Genomic DNA, 19,375 nt, shown 5'->3' with positions numbered 1-19,375 from the left:
ACCGGCAACAATCCCCGGTTATGCTGCTGCTCCCCAGGAGAGGAACACAAAAAATGACAACGCATCACGAAACGATCCGCCAGTACGACAAGATGCTGGACAACCTCGGCAAGTGGCTGGACAAGGCCGAGGATTACGCCAAGGCGAAGAAGTTCGACGCGGATCTGCTGGCCGGCGCGCGCCTGGCCCCGGACGCCTTCTCGCTGGCACAGCAGGTGCAGGCCGCCTGCGACCAGGCCAAGTTCGCCGCCGCCTATCTCAGCGGCAAGAAAGCGCCGCCGCATCCGGACACGGAAAAGACCCTGGCGGAGCTGCGCACGCGCATCCAGTCCTGCAAGACCTTCCTCGCCACGGTGGAGGAAAAGGACCTGGCCGGCTCGGAAGACCGCAAGGTGGCACCGCCCTGGCTGCCGAAGGGCTGGTTCCGCGGTGACGACTACCTCAATGGCCTGTCGATTCCCAACTTCTACTTCCACGTCACCATGGCCTACGCCATTCTGCGCCACAACGGCGTGGAGGTCGGCAAGATGGACTTCATCGGCGGGCTGAATATCCAGGAGGGCTAAGCCCTCCTGGATACGGCAAGGCTCCTCAGGAGCCCTGCTGCCCTGCCAGCAGCTCGCGGATCTTCGGCTCGGGCTTCCAGTAGTTGGGGCCCTTGAGGAACTTGCCGTTGGCGTCGTAGATCGGCTTGCCGTCGGCACCCAGCTTGCTCTCGTTGCTGTCCATGATGACGCCGAGCACGGCCTCCAGCGGGATGCCGTACTTCAGCGCCTCGGAGCGGCAGTAGACGATCACGTCGCCCAGCAGGTCGGCGATGGCCACCGCCAGGTCCAGCTTGTCGTCGCCGCGCTCGGCAGCCGCCACGATCTCGTCGATCTCATCGACCTCGTCGCTGAGCGTGGCCTTGAACTTGCGCAGCCGGTCCGCGACGTCGCTGGGGATGACCGGGGCGTCGTGCGCGGCCAGCTTGTACATGGCGTTCATCGCGCGGATGCGCTCGGCGAAAGTCGGGTCCACTCGGGATTCTCCAGCTGGGGATGGGTTGCAGGCCGCCATTCTGCCAGTGCCGGTGCCCGTCACGCAGGTTGCCGCCGGGACGGCTATGCTGGGGCGGCATGCAGGTGATCCTCCCCCAGAATCGCAGGGCCGTGTTCCTCTGGGGCTTTGCCGCATTCTGGCTGGGTTTCCTGGCCGCCATGACCTGGGTGTCGGTGCGCGACGCCCGCTGGACGGCCACTCCGCGCATGAAGCACTGGCGATCGGCGCCTTCTTCTGGATGTTCGGCCTGGGGCTGCTGTCCTTCATCGCCGACAAGCCTTGCTACCGGCTCAGCATCCGCACCGACGGCCAGGTGGAACTGCGCTGGCGCTTTCCCTTCCATGCCCGGCGCAAGACCGTGGCGGTGGACAGGCTGATACCGGCCGAGGTGGTCGAGATCCGCGACAGCGAGGGCGATCCCTACTTCCTCGCTTGTGTACGCAGCCACGAGGGCGATGTGCTTCACATCGCGGAGTCGGCGGCACGGCAGGATTGCGAGCAGGCCTGCGACAGGCTCAATGCCCTGTTGCCGCAGCACGCAACGGCATGAGTCTCAGGCCATCCTCGGCCAGTTGGCCAGGCGACGCTGGCTCCTTGCACCCTTGACCCGTGACAGCGCGCGCAGCAATTCGATGCGCGTATCGCGCGGATCGATCACGCGGTCGATGTAGCCGCGCGCCGCGGCGTCCCAGGGCGCGTTGGCGCGGCCGATCTCTTCCATGAAGGTGCTGCGCGCCGCGTGCGGGTCCGGCATCTCCAGCAGCTTGCGGCCGTAGACCACGTTGACCGCCACGGCCGGTGCCATGAACGAGACGTCCGCGGTGGGCCAGGCCAGCAGGCAGTCGCTGCCCATGTTGCCGCCGGACATGTTGCAGTGGGCCATGCCGTAGGACTTGCGCAGGATCAGGCTGATGCGCGGCACGCTGCACTGCTGCAGCGCGGCGATCCAGTTCATGATGCGCAGCGGCATGCCGCCTTCCTCGGCGCGGCGGCCGACGAAGAACCCCGGCGTATCGTGCAGGAACAGCAGCGGGATGTGGAAGGAGTCGCAGAGGCAGAGGAAGGACACGGCCTTCTGGCAGGCGCCGGGCCCCATGGCACCCGCGGTGAACTTGGGATTGCTGGCGAGGATGCCGACCACCTGCCCACCGATGCGCGCCAGCGCGGTGATCAGGCTGGGGTCGAACAGCGGCTTGAGCTCCAGCACGCTGCCGGGATCGCAGACGGCCTCCAGCACGCGGCGCATGTCGTAGACCTGGCGCGGATCGGCCGGCACCAGGTCCATCATTCCATCCAGGCGCGTTTCCACGTCCGGGGCCGGCGCGGCGGGCGGCGGCAGGCCGGCACGGTCCGGGAAGTAGGACAGCGCGCGGCGGACCAGCGCCAGGCATTCCTCCTCGTCCTGCGCGAACAGGTCCACCTGCCCGGTGGTGCGCGCATGCAGCTCCCAGCCGCCGAGCTGCTCGGTGGTGGCTTTCTCGCCGGTGGCAATCTCCAGGATCGACGGACCGCCGACGCACATTGCCGTGCCCTTCACCTGCAGCACGATGTCGGACACCGAGGCGGTCCAGGCGCTGCCGCCGAAGCATTCGCCGAGGATCGCGGTGATCAGCGGCACGCGGCGGTCGCGCGGCTCGCCCTGCGTGGGATAGACCATGCTCATCATGCCCGCGGAGCCCATGATATCGGGCACGCGCGCGCCGCCAGCATCCCCGAGCACCACGCAGGGCAGGCCGCGCTCCGCCGCCAGCTGCATGCCACGGTAGGCCTTGCCGACCCCCACGCGCCCGCCAGCGCCGGCCAGCACGGTGACGTCGTCGGCACTGACATGGACCTCGCGCCCGTCGATGCGCCCCCAGCCGCAGACCTTGCCGTCAGCCGGCGTCTTGTCGGCGGCCTCGGGCAGGTCGCTGGTGGCCAGAAGGCCCTGCTCATCGAAGCTGCCGGGGTCGAGCAGGTGCTCGACGCGCTCACGCGCGTTGCCGCGGCCCTTGGCGCGCTGGCGGGCAAGCTTGTCCTCGCCGCCCATGGCCAGGGCACGGCTCTGGCGCTCCGCCAGGTCCTGCAGGCGGTACGGATCGCTGGATTCAGTCATTGGGGTCCCCTAGGAAGGTCCCCAGCCTACCCGGCCGGACGGCCGACGGGGAACCGGAACCGGCCGGCGGGGTCATTGGAGCAGCGGGCCTACCGGCGCCGCGGGAAGGAGGACGCCATGGACCCGGCGAAGTCGTTTGCAGCAGGACGCTGCTCAGCCGCGATCGTCGGCGCCTTGATGCTGTCCGCCTGTGCCCTGCCGGGGCCGAAGGAGATCGAGGCCCGCGCACTGCAGGCCGGCCCCGCCGCCGGTGCCTCCGAACGCCCTGCGATCCTCCCACGCCAGCTGCGCGCGGCGGTGGGCGACGGCGACTATGCCTTCATCGAGGAGGTCAGCCGCATCGAGTCCGTAGTGGCGCGGCGCCCCCTGATCGGCGGCAACCGCGTGCGCCTGCTCAAGGACGGCCCGGAAACGCACCGCGCCCAGCTCGAGGTCATCGCCCGTGCGCGGCACCACGTCCATCTCGACGTTTACCTGCTCACCGACGATGAGCTGGGCCAGCGCTACGCGGAGCTGCTGACGCGCAAGGCACGCGCCGGCGTGAAGGTGCGCCTGATCGTGGACGGCCTCGGCGGCATGGGCGCTGGCGAGGACTATCGTCGCCGCCTGCAGGAGGCCGGCGTGGAGATCCGCGAATTCCACAGCGTCAGTCCATGGAAGGATCCGCGGCTATGGCGCATGACGCGCCGCAACCATCGCAAGATCCTGGTGGTGGACGGGCGTGTAGCCTTCACCGGCGGCATCAACATCACCGACGACTACTCCGGCTCTTCCTCGGGAAGCGGCTCGCGGCTCAGCGGTAGTTCCGGTAGCCGGTCGAGTGACCGTTCGGGCAGCCGCTCCGCGCGCGGCTGGCGCGACACGCAGGTAGGCATCGAGGGGCCGGCGGTGGCGGAGTTCCAGCACCTGTTCCTGTACTGGTGGGGCGAACTGGGGGACCAGCAGCAGGACCCGCCGCTAACCCTGTTCCCGGGCATCGAACGGCGCGGCGACCAGTACGTGCGCGTGGTGGTGGACCAGGGCGAGGACCTGCTCGACAACCTGCTGGCACCCGCGGACAGTGCCTGGAAGGCGCTGAGCGGCAAGCAGCAGGACGAGGCCCGCATCTATGCCAGCTATCTCACTGCGATCGGCAAGGCGCGTCACCGCGTGTGGATCACGCAGGCCTACTTCGCGCCCAACGAGGCCTTCGTCGCGGCGCTGGAGGATGCCGCGCGGCGCGGCGTGGACGTGCGCCTGCTGATGCCGGGCGAGAGCGACGTGACGCTGCTCATGCACGCGGCGCGCTCCCATTACCAGCGCCTACTGGATGCCGGCATCCGGCTCTACGAGTATCAGGACACGGTGCTGCACGCCAAGACCGCGGTGATCGACGGAGTCTGGTCCACCGTGGGCTCCGCCAATCTCGACACCCGCAGCTTCATCCTCAACGACGAGGCCAACGCCATCATCATCGGCCGCGAGTTCGGCCGGCAGATGGAGGGCATGTTCGAGCAGGACCTGAAGTCAGCGAAGAACATCGACCCGAATGAGTGGAAGCAGCGGCCCTGGACGCAGCGCGTGAAGGAGCGCGGCGCGGCGGCGATCAAGTGGGCACTGTAGCGCTGCCCTGCGCAGCCAGCAGCTCGGCGAATTCCGCCGCCGGCATCGGCCGACCGGTGAAGAAGCCCTGCACGTAGTCGCAGTGCAGGCGCCGCAGCGTGTTCAGTTCGGACTCGGTCTCCACACCCTCGGCGACCACCCTGAGGCGCAGCGAGTGCGCCATGGCGACCATGGCGCGCACCACGCGCTGGTCGCGCGCGTCGCGGTCGACGCCGGCGACGAACTCGCGGTCGATCTTCAGCGCATGCATCGGCAGGTGCCGCAGGTAGCGGAAGGACGAATAGCCGGTGCCGAAATCGTCCAGTGCCACACCCAGGCCCAGCTCGCCGGCGGCGCGCAGGTTTTCGGTGGCGCGGGTGAAGTCGGAGATCAGGCCATGCTCGGTGACTTCCACGCGCAGCAGCCGGCCCGGGACACCGTGCCGCTGCAACGCCTCGGCGATCTGTGCGGCGAAGCCCGGCTGCTTGAGCTCGGCACCGGAAATGTTGATGGCCACCGGCACCGGCTCCAGCCCCTGGGCCTGCCAACGCGCGATCTGCGCCACCGCCTGCGAGAGCACATGCCGGCCCAGGTCCAGGATCAGGTCGCTGCGCTCGGCCAGCGGGATGAAACGCGCCGGGCTGACCTGGCCCAGTTCGGGATGACGCCAGCGCAGCAGGGCCTCCGCCGAGTGCAGGCGCAGGCCCCGGATGTCGAAGATCGGTTGGAAGACCAGGCTCAGCTGATCCTGCAGCAGCGCGTCCTGCAGACGGCGCTGCAGGGCGATGAGTTCCGGGTCGGCCGCCAAGGTGGCCAGCTCTGCCGACAGGTTTAACGAAAACAGGGCGCTATCGTCGACCATGCTCGACATGGATTACCTCCCCCGGTATCCGCCCAGTGCTACGGACAGCGGCAGGCTACACCGCCCGGCCGCCGGATTTCCCCACCCCCGGGGTCTAAACGTACCTCTCCCCTGTCAGGCCCTCGCAGGCCTCCCAGAGACGGCGGCGGACGGCCGGGTCCAGGGCCGGCTTCGATAGCCGGACCCGCCGGGGCAGGCCACGGAACTCGCCGAAGCCGTCCGGGCCGTAGAACTCGCCGCCTTTCACGTCTGCCGCAGCGGCGGCCTTGAGGATCGGCAAGGCCCCTTGCCCTGGTGCCTGGCCGAGCCAGCCCATAGCGATGCGAAAGGCAATGGCGGCCAGGTGGTCGGTGAAGCGCTGCGCCTGCTGGCCCTGGCGGCTGTCGCCGATGCCGGTGCGCGAGATACCGGGGTGCGCCGCCACTGCCTGCAGCGCCCAGCCCGCCGCGTCGGCACGCGCCTGCAGTTCCATGGCCAGCACCAGGCAGGCCAGCTTGGCCTGGTTGTAGGCGCGCTCCGGCTCGTAGCGCCGCTCCAGCTGCAGGTCGTCGAAGTACAGCTTGCCCTGGCGATGCACCAGGCTGCTGACCCAGACCACGCGCGGCGCTGTGCTGCGGCGCAGGCTCTGCAGCAGCTGCGCCCCGAGCGCGAAGTGGCCCAGCACATTGATGCCGAACTTCAGCTCGAAGCCGTCCGCGGTGATGCGCCGCGCCAGCGGCGGCAGGATGCCGGCGTTGTTCACCAGGATGTCCAGCGCGCATCCATCTGCCGACAGCGCCTCGGCAAAGCCGCGCACCGCCGACAGGTCCGCCAGGTCCAGCGCACGGAATTCCAGCTTCGCAGCCGGCACCGACTCGCGGATGCGCCGCAGCGCGGCCTGGCCACCCTCGACGTTGCGGTCGGCGAGGATCACCTCGGCGCCGCGCGCGGCCAGGCCCAATGCGGTTTCGTAGCCCAGGCCCGCCGCCGCGCCTGTCACCAGCGCGCGGCGGCCAGAGAGCCCAGGCAGCTCCCGCTGCACCCATTCCAGGGTGTTCATGCGGCGCCGGGAATGCGGTTGAGTTGGGGATTGGCCTTTTGCGTCAGCACGCAGCGCGTGCCGCCGGGCGTGTACATCTGCGACACGCATTCATTGCAGGCATTGCAGCCGGATACGGTGACCTCGCCGCTGGCGAACTTGTTGACCAGGCCTGGATCGTGGATCAGCGCGCGGCCCATCACCACGCAGTCGAAACCATCCTGCATCGCCTGCTCCACGCCAGCGATGGACTTGGCACCACCGAGATAGGCCAGCGGCATGCGCACCGCCGCGCGCACCTGGCGCGAGTGTTCGAGGAAATACATCTCGTGGAACGTGAGCTTGGGCTCCCACAGCCGCATCATGCGCGTGGCTACCTTGATGATGGGGCTCTGCACCGACTCCACCGCCGCGGCCGGCATGTTGCTGCCGAAGATCGCCCAGGGCGCCTCCACGTTCATGCCGCCGCTGAGCACCAGCAGGTGGGCGCCCGAGCGTTCCAGTACCTTGGCCACGTCGACGGCCTCGGCCGCGCTGGCACCGCCCTTGTAGCCCTCGGTGACGCAAATCTTGCAGGTCACGGCCAGGTCCTTGCCCACGGCGTCGAGCACGCGTTGCAGGATTTCCGCCGGGTAGCGCGTGCGCTGAGTCGCATTGCCGCCGTATTCGTCGCGCCGGCGGTTATAGCGCGGCGAGATGAACTGGCTCAGCAGGTAGCCGTGGCCCATGTGGATCTCCACCGCGTCGAAACCGGCCTGCTGCGCCAGGCGCGCACCGGCGACGAACTCCGCGGCGATGCGGTCCATGTCGCCGCGCTTCATCGCGGTCTTGAAGAAGCGGCCACTGAGCACGCCGGCGGCATTGAACCCGCCGGAGGAACTGAAGGGCGAGCCGCTGGACAGCTTCGGCAGGAAGGTGAAGGCACCGCCATGGGTGATCTGCGCACAGGCCGCGCCGCCCTCGCGGTGCACCGCATCGGTCAGCGCCCGCAGGTGCGGCAGGCTCGGCGCATCCAGCGTGACCTGGTCCTCGAAGGTGCGGCCGTCCGCGCTGACCGAGCAGTAGGCCACCGTGGTCATCGCCGCACCGCCGGCCGCCATGCGCCGGTGATGCTCCACCAGGGCCTTGGAGGGCACGCCGCCCTTGGCCATGCCCTCGTTGGTGGCGGACTTGATGAAGCGGTTGCGCAGCTTCAGGGGGCCGATCTGGATCGGCGTGAAGGCGGCGGCGGGGCTGGTCATGGACTGGCTTTCCGTTCAGGTATCTTCCGACCTTAGCCCCCCGCCCCGCCCCCTGGCCTCGTCCGTATGCAGTGTCACAGCGCCAGGATGGCCGGCAGCGCCTGCTCGATGCGCTGCCGCAGCCCGGCGGACACCTCCGTCATCGGCAGGCGCAGGCCGTCGGTGATCAGGCCCATGGCGGCCAGGGCCGCCTTGACCGGGGCCGGGTTGGGCTCCGCGAACAGCAGCCGGATCCAGGGCAGCAGGGCGTAGTGGATGCGCCGCGCCGCCTCCAGCTCGCCGGCGCGGACATGGGCCAGCAGGCGGCGGTAGAGGTCGGGGCGGACGTGGGCCGCCGCCGCGATCGCGCCATGGCCGCCGAGGCAGGCACAGGTGAAGATCAGCGCGTCCTCGCCGCTGAGCACCTGCAGCGGCGTGTCCCGGATCAGCGCGCAGAGCTGCTCCAGGTCGTTGCCGGCGCTCTGCTTGATGCCGACGATGCGCGGGTGCTGCGCCAGGGCCCCGAGCGTGCCGGTCTCCATCGCAATGCCGCTGCGGTAGGGGATGTTGTAGAGCAGGATGGGTCTTTCCGTGGCCCCGGCCAGGGCCTCGAAGTGCCGGCGGATGCCCTCCTGCGAGGGCCGCGTGTAGTAGGGCGCGCTGATCAGCCAGCCGGCCAGCGGCTGCGGCTCCAGCTCGCGCAGCCGTGCCTGCATCGCCGCGGTGTCGTGGCCGGCGAGGCCGAAGACCACGGGACAGCGGCCCCGCGTCACTTCGAGCACGGCGGCGAGCACGCGCTCCTGCTCCTCTTCGCTCAAGGTGGCCGGTTCGCCGGTGGTGCCGCAGACGATGAGGCCGTCCACGCCCTGGTGCAGCAGGTGTTCCGCCAGCCGCTGCATCGCGGCCAGGTCGGGTCGGTTCTCCCGGAAGGGGGTTACCAGCGGGATCCAGATTCCCTGGAAAGCAGTCATGTGAAGCTCCTGTCGTGATGGATGACGGACGTCGGGGACGCTGGCCATCGGCACGGAGCCGGCGGAGGGACTGCGGGGACTGCAGGGGGTACGGCAAGGCAGGCGATCCGTCGGCGGCGCCGACGGACAGCATCCCGTCAGGCGAGAGGCTGTTTTTTGGATTTGCCGAACGATGCCAGGCGCACGCAGGCCGCCACGCGGCAGGGCGGCTGGAGGCTGATGGCAATGTGGGTTTGCGTACGCATGGCGGCGCGCACGATAGTCGAAAGCCGGGAAAGCTGCAAAAGCACGCCCTCTCCCACTGGCGGTAGAGGGCGTGCTTTTTTACTTCTTCTTTTCAAGGAAAGCGTTGACCCGCTTGGCGAAATCCTCGGTCCTGGCGCAGCGCAGGAAGGCCGCGCGCTCGGCGTCCAGGCGCGCGGACAGCTCCGGCTCGGCGGCATCGCCCAGCAGCTGCTTGAACTCGCGCAGCACCTGCGGCGGCTGCTTGGCCAGCAGGGCGGCGTAGGCGGCCGTCTCCTGCTCCAGCGCGGCCGGGTCGGCCAGTTTGGCCACCAAGCCCAAGGCCTCGGCGGTAACCGCATCGAGCAGGCCACGGGCCAGGATCACGTCCATGGCGCGGTTGACGCCGATGCGGCGTGCCAGCGTGTAGCTGAGGCCGCCGTCGGAGGAGGTGCCCAGGGCCGGATAGCCCACCACGAAGCGCGCATTGCTGGCCGCCACGATCAGGTCGCAGGCCACGGCCAGGGACATGCCGCCGCCCGCGGCGGAGCCGGCGACACTGGCGATAACCGGCTGCGGCAGCGCGCGCAGGTTGCGCACGGTGCGGTGCAGGCCGTCGATGATCGGGCCCAGCAGGCGGTCGGGATCGGGCAGGGCGTCGCGGATCGCAGCGATGTCGCCGCCGGCGCAGAACTGGCCGTTGTCGCCGCGCAGCACTACCACGCGGATCTCGCTGTCGTCCTTCAGCGCGTCGGCGGCATCGGCCAGCGCGTTGCCGGAGGCCAGCGACAGCACCGGCATGCGGCCGATGGCGCGCAGCGTGAGGGTGGCGACGCCGTTGGCGCGTTCGACGGAGACGTATTCGTTGCTGCTCACGTGTTGCTTTCCTTATGCGATGAGGGCCTGGCCGCCGTCGACGCCGATGGACTGGCCGTTGATGTAGCGGGAGTCGTCGGAGCATAGCGCGACCACGAAGCGTCCGATGTCCTGCTCGCAGTCGCCGACGCGGGCCTGCGGCACGGTGGCGATGAAGGCGGCGGATTCCTCCGGGCGCTCGCGCGTCCACCATTCCATGGCCGGCGAGTTGGCCAGCGGCAGGATGGCGTTGGTGCGGATGCCGTCGCGGGCCCATTCGCAGGCAGCGGCGCGGGTGAGCTGGCGGATGGCCTCCTTCACCGCAGCGTAGGCGCCGTAGCCGGCCATGTCCCAGCGCTTGGCGGCGGAAGAGCCGAAGTTGACGATGTTGCCGTCGCCCTTTAGGTGCGGATGGCACAGCTTCATCAGGCGGAAGCTGGCCAGCGGGCCGGACTCCCAGCCGGCGGCGAAGGCCTCGTCGCTGACGTCGTTGAGCGCGCCTAGCGGCACCTCCTGGGCGTTGTTGACCAGGATGTTGAGCTTGCCGAAGTGCTTGACCACGGCCTCCACGCAGGCCGCCAGCGAGGCCGCGTCGCGCACGTTGCACTCCACCGCCAGCGCCTTGCCGCCGCGCTTCTCGATCTCCTGCACGGTGGCATCGAGCTTGGCCTTGGTACGGCCGGTTACGGCTACCGCGACGCCCTCGGAAGCCAGTGCAAACGCGATGCCCTGCCCCACGCCCTGCCCTGCGCCCGTGACCAGCGCGACCTTGCCCTGCAGCTTTGCCATGTCTCTCTCCGGAATGCCTGTTATGTGGCAGGCACTATCGGCCAGCCGGACAGGCCCCGGCCTGATCCGGCTGGAGTAGAGGCAGGGGCGGAAAAACCCTCAGCCGGCGCAGGATGAACCGGGCATCGGCACTTTCCAGCGCGGATCGTCCACGCGGAACACGCGTGGCTTCATGTAGTCCTCGGGATCGCGCAGGTAGTCCAGCTCCGGCGGGTTTTCCAGGCTGGCCAGGGCATTGCGCCACTGCGTCTCGTAGGCCGCCGCGCCGCCGCCCAGCACCGGCGCCCAGGCGTCGTGGTGGCTGGGCAGGAACAGCTGCGGGTGGGCGCTGGCGACGTAGAGCGTGGAGTCGCGCAGGCCGCTGGTGACCATGCCGAAGCCGACGATGGCCCCCACCTGCACGTCGACGCAGCCGGGGAAGCCATCCAGCGCCGCCTGCACCGCCGGCCCCTGGGGCTCCTCGTCGCCAATGGGACCGGTGGAGTCGTGCCACAGCAGGCTGAAATCGCCCACGCGCAGGTGATAGGCCCAGGTGCCGCCCTCGGGCTGGCCCAGCAGGCCGTCGTCGGTGAGCGACTGCACGAAGCCGGCGATCTCGCGCGGGTCGGTATTCAGGTGTTCCAGGAAGCTCAGCACCTGTGGCACGAAGATCAGCGGCAGGCCGCCGGTCAGCAGGTCGGAGGGGTCGACCGCGGAGTGGATGTGCTGCAGCACCCGCAGCGGCGGCAGGTCGCGCCACAGGCGCAGCTGCTGCAGTGCGCCCGGCCCTGGTGACTCGCGGCTGCCCAGCACCACGCAGGGGAAGGCGGCCATGGCACCGAGCTGCGCCGCGCGCTCGCGCGCGGTGTTGCAGACGGTCTGCCCGGCCACCAGGGCGGCACCGGTATGGCCGGCCACGTAGCCGGCGTCGGCAGCATGGTCGAAGTGTCCGTGGCCGATCAGGATCGCCTCCGGCTGGATCGCCACCAGTTCCTCGCGGCCGATGGGCACGTAGTCCTCCTGCAGGCCCACCGACTCCCAGGCGTCGAACAGGAACAGGTGGCCGCCGGCCGAGGCGATGAAGCTGGAGACGCCGTACCACCACAGCTTCACCGTCGCCGGATCGGTAGCCTCGGGACCCAGGATGCGGTCGCGCGCGGCCTGCACCTCGGTGCTGACCGCCGGGGCCGGCGGCAGCGGCTGCCACTCGGCCGCGGGCACGTCGCCGACGTTGACTCCCCCGGCGGACTCGCCGAGCCCCTCGGAGCGGGAGCAAGCCACCAGCACGGCAAACAGCGGCAACAGCAGCAGGACGCGCAGCGTCATGGTTGGAATCCCCATTGGTGAAGACGCGAAGCCTAGCAAGACTGCGCCGGGCCGCCTTGGACGGAACGCGCGGGCTAAGGCTTGTTGAAGTCGATGAACGTGCCATCCACCAGCCGATCGCGCATTTCCGGATTGGCGGCGGCCACGTCGCCGCTGCTCTGCATCTCGGCGATGTAGGCCTCCATGGCCCGCTGCGTGGACTTGTGGCCCAGCGAGGACACGAAGGCAGCCTGCTCCATCTTCAGGCCCATCTCCAGCGGCAGGTTGCCGCCCTCCAGCACCGCCCGCTTGCAGGCGGCGACCACCGGCTTGGAACGACGCGCCAGACGCTCGGCCGTGGCCAGCGCCTCGTCGAGCAGTTGCGCGCGCGGCAGCACGCGGTGCACCAGGCCGATGCGTTCCGCCTCGTCCGCCGGCACCGCGCGGCCTTCCAGAACCAGCTCCAGCGCACGGCCGCGGCCGATCAGGCGCGACAGGCGCTGCGTGCCGCCGCCGCCGGGCGGGATGCCCAGCAGGATCTCGGGCTGGCCGATCAGGCCGTCGTCGCTGATCAGGCGCAGGTCGCAGGCCAGCGACAGCTCGCAGCCGCCGCCCAGCGCCACGCCGTTGATCGCGGCGATGAACACCGCGCCGCTGCGGCCGATGCCATTCAGGGTGTCGTGGAAGCCGCGCAGCTGCGACAGGCCGGCGGCCGGCGTGTGTTCCAGCAGGCTGCCACTGCCCGGAATCCGCTCCAGCGCGCCGATGGCGCCGATGCTGGCCTTGGCCAGGGATTCGGGCAGGGCCGGCGCGCTGCGCGCCAGTGCCAGCAGTTCACGCACGTCGTAGTGCGCGATGAAACGCTCCGGGTGGGCGCCGGTCAGCACCACGGCGCCGATGCTGTCGTCGTCACTGGCATGGCCCACCAGCTGGTCCAGTTCCGCGACCATGCCGGCGCCCATCAGCGCATGCGGGGGATTGTCCAGCGTGGCCAGCAGCACACGGCCGCGCTGTTCGATGTGGATCTGCCGGGACATGGCGCACTCCCTGGGGGCCAGGGCTACAGACTAGCAGTAGCGGCAGACCCCAGGGACCGCCCTGCTGACGCTACCGGTATGACGAGCGCTTCAGTTCCATGCCGCCCGCGGCGGGGCAGTTGATGAGCATGGCGCCGTCGCCGCCCCAGACCTTGGTGCTGCGCAGCTGCGGCGTATCCACCAGCCGCACGGAAGGCGAGACCGACGACGCCGACTTGGACAGCTTGTCGGAACGCGCCAGGCACTCCTCCCGGCTCATCTTGTGGGTCTCCTGCCGCGTCACGGGCCCCTCGGCCGGGTAGTTGCCCAGCGGGATCATCAGCTTGAGCTCGCCCGGGGAATAGGTCTTGGCAGCCTGCGCCGGCAGCGTCGCCAGCACCAGCAGGGACAGGAGGAGACGGGGGAGTTTCATGTGGTATCCGGCAGGTCCGGGCAACGGGAACAGCCGCTAGGTTAAGCCCCCGCCCGCGGCGCGTGAAGCGGTCAACAAAAAAGCCCGGTCTTCTCTCGAAGACCGGGCTCAGGTTCACACGAGACTTCAGGCCGCGGCCGCGATCCTGGGCTGCTCCGCCTTGGCCGACTCCGCGATATCACGCGCAGCGATATAGCCGAAGGTCATCGCCGGGCCCAGCGTGGAGCCGGCACCGGGGTAGGTGCTGCCCATCACCGCAGCAGAGGTGTTGCCGATGGCATAGAGGCCGGCGATGACGCTGCCGTCCTCGCGCAGCACGCGCGCCTTCGGGTCCACATCCAGGCCACCCTTGGTGCCGATCTCGCCGGGGTACATCGGCACGGCGTAGAACGGCGCCTTGACGATGGGGCCCAGGCAGGTGTTGGGCTTCACGCTGGGGTCGCTGTAGTAGCGGTCGATCGGGATGCTGCCCTTGCCGAACTCCGGGTCCACGCCGCTCTTGGCGTATTCGTTCATCTTGGCCACGGTCTCGGCCAGGCCGGCCTTGTCCACGCCGATCTTGCCGGCGAGCACGTCGATGCTGTCGGCGCGGTAGTAGACCTTGTCCAGCCAGTCGGCCGGCAGCCGCGCGTCCGGCTCGATCTGGCCCGGCAGGAAGATGCCCATCGGGTACTTGTAGCGGAAGGTGGCGTCGAACACGAGCCAGGCCGGCACGCAGCCGTTGCCCTTGGCGTTGTCGGCGTACATCGCGTCACGGAAATCCGGATAGGCCGCCGCCTCGTTGGCGAAGCGCTTGCCCTTGGCGTTGACGGCGACGCAGCCCGGCATGCCGCGCTCGATGAACAGCGTGATCTGCTGGTCGGCACCCGGCTTGCGCACGGTGGGCGAACCCCAGACCTTGTCCATCAGCTTGGTGGCGGCGCCCAGAGACTGGCCGGCACGGATGCCGTCGCCCTGGTTGATCGGCGGGGCGGCAGTCCACTCCACCTTGGTCGGCTGCGACAGGTATTTCTCGCGCATCGCCTGGTTGGACTCGAAGCCACCGCAGGCCAGGATCACGCCACGACGCGCGCCATAGCGCAGCTTGCGGCCGCGGTGCACGACGTTGACGCCGACTACCCGGCCGTTTTCCTCGATCAGCGACTCCATGCCGCACTCCAGCACCAGCGGCACGTTCTTCTGCAGCATGGCGTAACGCAGCGTCGACACCATGCCCTGGCCGAGCACCTGGCGGCGGTCGCGGTGGGTCTTGCGGCGCCAGCCGATGTCGAGCCAGTACTTGAGCAGCATCTTGAGCGTCAGCAGGATCCAGCCCGGGCCGCGCGAGAACAGCTTGTGCGCCTCCACCTGGTTCATGGCGATGCGCCCCATCAGCAGCGTACCCTTGAAGGACTCGCGCTGGCGGTCGAACTCGGGGCCGAGCAGCGAGGCGTCGAAGTCCACCGGCTCCATCGAGCGCCAGCCGTCCTTGCCACCCGGACGGTTGGAGTAGTAGTCCGGGTACTTCGGCACGTTGCGGTACTTCACGCCGAAGGTCTTGGCCATGTAGCGCACCATTTCCGGCGCGTTCTTCAGGTAGGCCTCGATACGTTCCTGCGGGACCTCGTTGCCGACGATGGTCTTGAGGTAGGTCAGCGCTTCCTCGTAGGAATCGCTGCCGCCGGTGCGGGCGATGTCGTCGTTGTTGGGGATCCAGATGCCGCCACCGGACACCGCGGAGGTGCCGCCGTACTTGTCGGATTTCTCGATCACCACGGCCGACAGGCCGAGCGACTGTGCACACAGCGCCGCGGTCATGCCGCCGCCGCCGGAGCCGACGACAACGACGTCGAATTGCTGGTCGAAGCTGGTGTTGCTCATGTCGCGTTCCTTTGCTTGGGACTCCCCTCTCCCGTGTATGGGGGAGGGGCGGGGGGAGAGGGCGCTGTGAAACCTCGGAAGATTTACAGCACTCTCTCCCCTACCCCCTCTCCCGCCAGCGGGAGAGGGGAACAAATGGGCTTACAGGAAGAAGTCCGTGTTGTCGCGGCCCAGCAGCACGCCGCCGTAGTTGCGGCCGAAGATATCCGGGTTGTTGGCGTAATGCGCGCGCGCGGCGTGGATGTCGAGGAAGAAGCGCACCAGCGGGAAGTCGCTGAAGATACCGCGGCCGCCGCAGGCCGAGAACAGCTGGTAGGCGTGGCGCGCGCAGCGCTCGACCACCTGCGCCGCCTGGTAGCGGTAGTGCAGGCGCTCGTTGAGGTCCAGCGGTTCGCCGTTGCGGATCTTGGTCAGCAGCACGTCGAAGTTGCGGCGCAGGATCAGCTTCATCTCGTCCACGGCCAGCATGGCGTCGGCCACGGCGAGCTGGGCGGGGCCCTGCTCGGCGGTCTTGGAGCCCATGTTGCCGGTCCAGGCCTTGCCCCAGTCCACGAAGCTGTTGACCGCACCCTGCAGGCCACCGATCGCGGCGCTGGACACGGCGCGCACGAAGATCTGGCCGAACGGCAGGTCGTACAGCGTGGAGGTGAAGGTCTCGCCGCCGGGGTTGGTGCCCATGAAGCCATCGCTGGCCTTGTGGGTACGGTATTCCGGCACGAAGCAACCCTTGACCACGATGTCCTTGGAGCCGGTGCCCTTCAGCCCCATGGTGTGCCAGGTGTCGATCACCTCGAAGTCCGAACGCGGCAGCAGGAAGGTGCGGTACTCCGGCGCGCCCTTGCCGTCTTCCGGGAAGATCAGGCCGCCGAGGAACACCCACTGGCAGTGGTCGATGCCGCTGGAAAAGCCCCAGCGACCGCTGAACTGGAAGCCGCCCTCGACGCGCTTGACCTGGCCTTTGGGCATGTAGGTGGACGCGATGAGCACGGAGTGGTCGCCGCCGCCCCAGACATCGGCTGCGGCACGCGGGTCGAACAGCGCGATCTGCCAGTTGTGCACGCCGATCACGCCGTAGATCCAGGCGGTGGACATGCAGCCCTCGGCCAGGGTGGTGCAGACATCGTAGAACACCTGCGGGTCCATCTCGTAGCCGCCGTACATCTTCGGCTTGAGCACGTCGAACAGGCCGGCGGCCTGCATGTCGGCGATGGTCTCCTTGGGCACGCAGCGGTCGGCCTCGGCCTTGGCGGCGCGCTCGGCCAGCACCGGCACCAGGTCGCGGGCACGCTGGACCAGGATCTCGGGGGTGACGGTCTGGGGCTTGGCTTGCATCGGTAAGTCTCCTTGACGAGCCCCGCGCGACAGGGGGCCTTTTCGTAGTGGCGCAAGACTCACACAGGGCCGATGCCCCAGCATCATCCAAAATGACTAGGGGCGGATCAGCCCCTTCTGGAGCCGTAAAAACAGCAGCTTAGCGTCGGCTGGCGGCCGGCATCAGGAAGCGGCACAGGGCCGGGCCCAGCAGCACCGCGCCCAGCATATTGGCGGTGAACATGAAGGCCAGCAGCAAGCCCATGTCGCGCTGGAACTGCAGGGCCGAGAACAGCCAGGAGACCACGCCGCCAGCCAGGCACAGGCCGGTGAACAGCACCGCCTTGCCGGTCTGGCGCAGCGTGGCGACGTAGGCCTCGCGCAGGTTCAGGCCTTCGTCCAGCACCTTGTGGCGCAGCAGGTCGTAGACGTAGATGCCGTAGTCCACGCCGATGCCCACCGCCAGCGTGATCACCGGCAGCGTCGCCACCTTCAGGCCGATGCCGAACACCGCCATCAGGGCATTGGCGAAGATCGACACCAGGAACAGGGGGATGCCGATCACCAGCAGGCCAACGAAGGACCGGTAGGACAGCAGCACCAGCGCACCGATCACCACGTAGACCCACAGCACGGTCTTGAGCTCGCTGGCCTCCACCACCTCGTTGGTGGCCGCCATCACGCCGACGTTGCCGGAGGCCAGCGCGAAATGCACCGGGCAAGGCGAAGGGCCCGGCTCCACGCGCGATTCGGCGCTGCGCTTGCCGGCCTCGCAGGCGGCCGGATCAAGCTTCGGGTGGTCAGCGAAGAAGTCGCGGGCATTGTCGCGGTTGAACTGCTCCACGGCATCGGTGATGCGGTGGATCGTGGTGGCCTTGTGGTCGGAGGTGAAGACGTAGACCGGGATGGCGCTGCAGTCGGCATTGAGCAGGCCGGTGGAGGTCTCCACCGGCTTGGTGGAGAGCACCAGCGAATCGTGGTTGCGCGGCAGCACGCGGAATTTGACGTGGCCCTCCCAGAAGCCGGAGTAGATCGCGCGGGCGATGTCCGGCAGCGCGCGCGTGGAGGCCACGCCCTCGACGTTGCGCATGTGCCAGGCGAAGCGGTCCACCTGTTCCAGCGGGTCATGCTCGATGCAATCCCAGGAGTCCGCCTCGGCCACCACGGTGAGGATGTCGGTGGCGATGCTGAAATTCTCGGCGATGGTCCGCGAGTCGTGGTTGTAGACCGAATCCGGCCGCAGTTCCGGCACGCCGGCCTGCGCGTCGCCGATGATGCGCTGGCCCTGCAGGTGCCAACTGATGCCCAGCACCACGGCGGCCAGCAGCAGCAGGCCCGCCGCCACCGGCGCGGTGGTGACCACCGCCATGCGCTGCCACAGGGCCTCGCCGCTGCGCGCCAGCTGTGCACGCCGCGCGCGGAACGCTTCCAGGTCCTTGACCCGCAGTCGCGATAGCCAGATCGGCATCATCACCTTGTTGGTGATGATCACCGCGAACATGCCCAGGCAGGCATTGGCGGCCATCTCGCGGATCACGCCGATCGGCACCAGCGCGATGGTGAGGAAGCCCGCGACGTTGGTGATCAGCGCGATGCTGCCGGGGATGAACAGGCGGCGGAAGGTGGAGCGCGAGGCCTCGAAGGGTGCCTCGCCCTGCACCACCTGGTCGGCCCAGGTGTTGACGTACTGCACGCCGTGCGAGGTGGAGATGGCCAGCACCAGGAAGGGCACCATGATCGCGAACGGATCCAGGCCGTAGCCGAAGCTGTGCAGCAGGCCCATCTCCCAGGTCACCGCCACCACCGAGCAGGCCAGCGGCAGCCAGGCCAGGCGCAGGTCGCGCAGGTACAGCAGCAGCGCCAGGAAGGTCCCGAGCACGGTCAGCGCGAAGAAGAACACCACGCTGCGGGTGGCGTCGGTGACGTCGCCGATCACCTTGGCGAAGCCGACGATGTGCACCGAGATGCGCGGGTTGTACTGCGGGTTGGCCACGCGCTCGGCCTGCAGCAGGCGCCCGGGCAGCTGCAGCACCACCGGCTGGCCGTGCTCGTCCTGTCCGGCGGTGTCGATGCTGCGGAACCACAGCCGCCAGCCCGGATCGGCGTAGCGCACAGCCACCACCTGCCCGGCCTTGAAGGGGCCATGGTCGGCCTTGAGCTTGAGCTGGTACTTGTCCGGGCTGGTGAAGCGGCCGCGCACGTCGCTTTCCAGGCCATGGGCGACGCGCTGGTAGTCGGTGCGGGCATTGGTGCTGGGATTGCGCTCCAGCACCTCGGCGTAGACCATCGCGCCGCGCTGGTCCTGGCTGACCAGGCGACCGATGACGCCGGCCTTGCCCACCGCCTCGCGCACGCCCGCCAGCATCTCCGGGGTCGGCGTGTAGTTGGCCGGGATCACATCCTCGGCACGGAAGCCTCCGTCCACCACCTCCAGGTAGCGCACGTTGCGCGTGAAGATCGAGGATAGGCGCGCACGATCGATGCCGGGGATGAACTCCACCTCCTCGGTCGCGGCCTTGAGGCTGGCCATGAACTCGGGGTTGTAGATGTCGCCCTGGTCCTGCACCAGCGCCACCAGCACGGCGTTGGCACCGCCGCCCAGGTCCTCCTGGTAGCGCTGCAGCACCTGCATGTAGGGGTGCTCCAGCGGCACGGTCTTGTCGAAGCTGGCGTCCGGCTTGAGCTGCAGGGCCTGCCACAGCATCGCCAGGGTCATCAGCACCAGCAGGGTCACACTGATGCGGCGCCCGCGGGAGCCGTACAGCGCCGGCTCGACAAAGCGGATGATGGACTGCGCGCTCAAGGCCATGGCTGCGG

Annotated in this window: 18 protein-coding genes; 3 read left to right on the top strand and 15 right to left on the bottom strand. The window is 68.9% G+C overall.

Features of this window, described 5'->3' with window-relative positions:
- Positions 1 to 53: 53 nt before the first annotated feature.
- Complete coding sequence (locus QT386_RS10805; RefSeq protein WP_289273772.1) at positions 54 to 566, top strand: DUF1993 family protein; 513 nt, start codon at positions 54 to 56, stop codon at positions 564 to 566.
- 25 nt (positions 567 to 591) lie between these two features.
- Here the strand turns inward: QT386_RS10805 and QT386_RS10800 are convergent, their stop codons facing one another.
- Entirely contained in the window at positions 592 to 1,020 is a 429-nt protein-coding gene (locus QT386_RS10800) for a hypothetical protein (protein WP_289273771.1), read from the bottom strand.
- A gap of 25 nt (positions 1,021 to 1,045) precedes the next feature.
- On the opposite strand from QT386_RS10800, the gene QT386_RS10795 reads away from it, so the two are divergent.
- Positions 1,046 to 1,591: a hypothetical protein gene (locus QT386_RS10795; RefSeq protein ID WP_289273770.1), complete on the top strand. Its 546-nt coding sequence runs from the start codon at positions 1,046 to 1,048 to the stop codon at positions 1,589 to 1,591.
- A gap of 3 nt (positions 1,592 to 1,594) precedes the next feature.
- Here QT386_RS10795 and QT386_RS10790 read toward each other — a convergent pair whose 3' ends face one another.
- Positions 1,595 to 3,136: an acyl-CoA carboxylase subunit beta gene (locus QT386_RS10790; RefSeq protein WP_289273769.1), complete on the bottom strand. Its 1,542-nt coding sequence runs from the start codon at positions 3,134 to 3,136 to the stop codon at positions 1,595 to 1,597.
- Positions 3,137 to 3,253: 117 nt separating this feature from the next.
- On the opposite strand from QT386_RS10790, the gene QT386_RS10785 reads away from it, so the two are divergent.
- Complete coding sequence (locus tag QT386_RS10785) at positions 3,254 to 4,738, top strand: phosphatidylserine/phosphatidylglycerophosphate/cardiolipin synthase family protein (RefSeq protein WP_289273768.1); 1,485 nt, start codon at positions 3,254 to 3,256, stop codon at positions 4,736 to 4,738.
- On the opposite strand, the gene QT386_RS10780 is transcribed toward QT386_RS10785, so the two are convergent.
- The 13 genes from QT386_RS10780 to QT386_RS10720 form a co-directional block, all read right to left on the bottom strand.
- Positions 4,722 to 5,588 (bottom strand): bifunctional diguanylate cyclase/phosphodiesterase, encoded by an 867-nt coding sequence (locus QT386_RS10780; RefSeq protein WP_289273767.1) that lies wholly within the window; start codon positions 5,586 to 5,588, stop codon positions 4,722 to 4,724. The genes QT386_RS10785 and QT386_RS10780 overlap by 17 nt on opposite strands.
- Before the next feature lie 85 nt (positions 5,589 to 5,673).
- The gene (locus tag QT386_RS10775; RefSeq protein WP_289273766.1) at positions 5,674 to 6,618 is read right to left on the bottom strand and encodes an oxidoreductase; all 945 of its coding nucleotides are present in this window, start codon (positions 6,616 to 6,618) and stop codon (positions 5,674 to 5,676) included.
- Positions 6,615 to 7,838, bottom strand: a complete 1,224-nt coding sequence (locus QT386_RS10770; protein WP_289273765.1) for an NADH:flavin oxidoreductase — start codon at positions 7,836 to 7,838, stop codon at positions 6,615 to 6,617. The genes QT386_RS10775 and QT386_RS10770 overlap by 4 nt, the downstream gene beginning before the upstream one ends.
- A gap of 74 nt (positions 7,839 to 7,912) precedes the next feature.
- A complete protein-coding gene (gene dapA / locus QT386_RS10765) occupies positions 7,913 to 8,788 on the bottom strand; it encodes a 4-hydroxy-tetrahydrodipicolinate synthase (protein ID WP_289273764.1) in 876 nt (291 codons plus the stop codon).
- Between the two features lie 137 nt (positions 8,789 to 8,925).
- Complete coding sequence (locus QT386_RS10760) at positions 8,926 to 9,078, bottom strand: hypothetical protein (RefSeq protein WP_289273763.1); 153 nt, start codon at positions 9,076 to 9,078, stop codon at positions 8,926 to 8,928.
- Positions 9,079 to 9,112: 34 nt separating this feature from the next.
- A complete protein-coding gene (locus QT386_RS10755) occupies positions 9,113 to 9,886 on the bottom strand; it encodes an enoyl-CoA hydratase-related protein (protein ID WP_289273762.1) in 774 nt (257 codons plus the stop codon).
- A 12-nt stretch (positions 9,887 to 9,898) separates the two neighbouring features.
- Complete coding sequence (locus tag QT386_RS10750) at positions 9,899 to 10,654, bottom strand: SDR family NAD(P)-dependent oxidoreductase (protein WP_289273761.1); 756 nt, start codon at positions 10,652 to 10,654, stop codon at positions 9,899 to 9,901.
- A gap of 99 nt (positions 10,655 to 10,753) precedes the next feature.
- Positions 10,754 to 11,959 carry an MBL fold metallo-hydrolase gene (locus tag QT386_RS10745; protein WP_289273760.1) on the bottom strand — a complete coding sequence of 402 codons (1,206 nt, stop codon included), beginning with the start codon at positions 11,957 to 11,959 and terminating at the stop codon, positions 10,754 to 10,756.
- Between the two features lie 74 nt (positions 11,960 to 12,033).
- A complete protein-coding gene (locus QT386_RS10740) occupies positions 12,034 to 12,975 on the bottom strand; it encodes an enoyl-CoA hydratase/isomerase family protein (protein WP_289273759.1) in 942 nt (313 codons plus the stop codon).
- 70 nt (positions 12,976 to 13,045) lie between these two features.
- Positions 13,046 to 13,387, bottom strand: a complete 342-nt coding sequence (locus QT386_RS10735; protein WP_289273758.1) for a hypothetical protein — start codon at positions 13,385 to 13,387, stop codon at positions 13,046 to 13,048.
- Between the two features lie 126 nt (positions 13,388 to 13,513).
- Positions 13,514 to 15,247 (bottom strand): FAD-dependent oxidoreductase, encoded by a 1,734-nt coding sequence (locus QT386_RS10730; protein WP_289273757.1) that lies wholly within the window; start codon positions 15,245 to 15,247, stop codon positions 13,514 to 13,516.
- Between the two features lie 141 nt (positions 15,248 to 15,388).
- Complete coding sequence (locus QT386_RS10725) at positions 15,389 to 16,579, bottom strand: acyl-CoA dehydrogenase family protein (protein WP_289273756.1); 1,191 nt, start codon at positions 16,577 to 16,579, stop codon at positions 15,389 to 15,391.
- A gap of 139 nt (positions 16,580 to 16,718) precedes the next feature.
- Positions 16,719 to 19,367 (bottom strand): RND family transporter, encoded by a 2,649-nt coding sequence (locus QT386_RS10720; protein ID WP_289273755.1) that lies wholly within the window; start codon positions 19,365 to 19,367, stop codon positions 16,719 to 16,721.
- Positions 19,368 to 19,375: the final 8 nt, after the last annotated feature.

This window comes from Solimonas sp. SE-A11, from assembly GCF_030345715.1.
GTDB lineage: Bacteria > Pseudomonadota > Gammaproteobacteria > Nevskiales > Nevskiaceae > Solimonas_A.
This window is presented reverse-complemented; position numbering and strand designations above follow the sequence as displayed.